Below are 1,735 nucleotides of genomic sequence, written 5' to 3'. Positions count from 1 at the left end.
GCCGGGGCTGCTGAGGGCCGGGGCTGCTGGGGCGCAGGCGGTTGGCCCTGGCCGGGAAACTGGCCGGGTGCCGGAAACTGCCCCTGGGTCGGGTAGGGCCCCTGCGGCTGATGTCCGTCGAAGTGCTGCCCGTCCGGGCCCGCTCCGTTGCTCTGCGGCACCGGTACCGCCTGCGGCGACACCTGCGGCAACCCGACGGTCTGCAGCACCCGGGAGATGACCGTCTCGGGCGTCACCTCGTCGGCAAGCGCGTCGTAGGAGAGCACGAGACGGTGCCGGAGCACGTCGGGAATGACCTCGAGTACGTCCTGGGGAACGACGTAGTCGCGACCCCGGAGCAGAGCCAGTGCGCGGGAGGCCGCGATGATGCCGAGCGTCGCACGCGGCGATGCTCCGTAGGCGATCCAGCTGGCCACGTCGTCCATACCGAACTGCTCGGGAGTACGGGTAGCAGCGATGACCCGGACCACGTAGTCGACGAGTGCGTGGTGCACGAACACCGAGCCGGCCAGATTCTGCAGGCGAACCAACTCGACCGGGTCGAGGATCTGCTTGGGTTCGGGGGCCTTGATGCCCATGCGGTAGACGATCTCGCGTTCCTCCTCGACCGTCGGATAGTCGACGACGATCTTGAACAGGAACCTGTCTCGCTGTGCTTCGGGAAGGGGGTACACACCCTCGTTCTCGATGGGGTTCTGCGTTGCCATCACCAGGAACGGATCGGGCATCGGGAAGGTCTTGCCGCCGATGGTCACATGCCGTTCGGCCATGACCTCGAGCAGAGCGGACTGCACCTTCGCCGGCGCACGGTTGATCTCGTCGGCCAGCACGAAGTTGGCCACGACGGGTCCGAGTTCGGTGTCGAACTCCTCACGGCCCTGACGGTAGATGCGGGTGCCGACGAGGTCGGTGGGTACCAGGTCGGGAGTGAACTGAACTCGCGAGAACGAGCCACCCACCACCCGTGCGAAAGTCTCGACCGCAAGGGTCTTGGCGACGCCGGGTACACCCTCGAGCAACACGTGTCCGCGGGCGAGCAACCCCACCAGAATGCGCTCGACCAGCCGATCCTGACCGACGATCACGCGCTTGACCTCGTACACGGCCTTCTCGAGAAGCTGGACGTCCTCGGCCAGGGCCGGACTGTCCACCCGCTTCGGCTCCCCACCCGGTGGATTCGGAGTCGGAGACTCGACTCGCGTCGACCCCTCGTCGTTCGAAATCCGGCCGTCACGTGATGTCACCAAGAATTCACCGCTTTCAGTCGATCGTCGTCGGGCACGTTTCATACCGCCGCAATCAACTATTCCAGGTGATCGGGATGCGCGCCGAAAGGCACCCCCGACGCGCGCGCCGGATCCGCGCTCAGGACACCATGCGCACGGCGTACGGCGTCATTCCGCTGTATCGCACGTCGGACACCTTGACCACCGAACCCGATTGCGGGGCTTCGAGCATCTTCCCGTCGCCGAGGTACAGCGCGACGTGTTGGCTGGCGTTGGTCCGTAGAAGATCATGTCGCCGCGCTTCATCTCCGAGGACGGCACCTGCTTGCCCGCCGTGTACTGATAGCCGGTGTAGTGCGGCAGCGAGATACCCAGCCCTGCGAAGGCGTAGATCATCAGCCCCGAGCAGTCGAAGCCGACCTTGTTGTAGTCGCCGTAGCTGTCTGCGACTCCGCCGTCCCTGATGCCCTTGGTCGGCCCGTTCTCGTCGCCGCCGCCCCAGGAGTACG

1 protein-coding gene and 1 pseudogene are annotated in these 1,735 nt (G+C 65.9%); both read right to left on the bottom strand.

Annotated elements, in window-relative coordinates; translation table 11 throughout:
- Positions 1-1,289, bottom strand: a 1,289-nt coding sequence (locus RHBS_RS27520) for an AAA family ATPase (protein WP_374700681.1), incomplete at its 3' end; no start/stop codon positions are given.
- Positions 1,290-1,365: 76 nt separating this feature from the next.
- Positions 1,366-1,735: pseudogene (locus RHBS_RS27515) on the bottom strand (NlpC/P60 family protein); the annotation flags it as partial.

This window comes from Rhodococcus sp. BS-15 (assembly GCF_000813105.1).
GTDB lineage: Bacteria > Actinomycetota > Actinomycetes > Mycobacteriales > Mycobacteriaceae > Rhodococcoides.
This window is presented reverse-complemented; position numbering and strand designations above follow the sequence as displayed.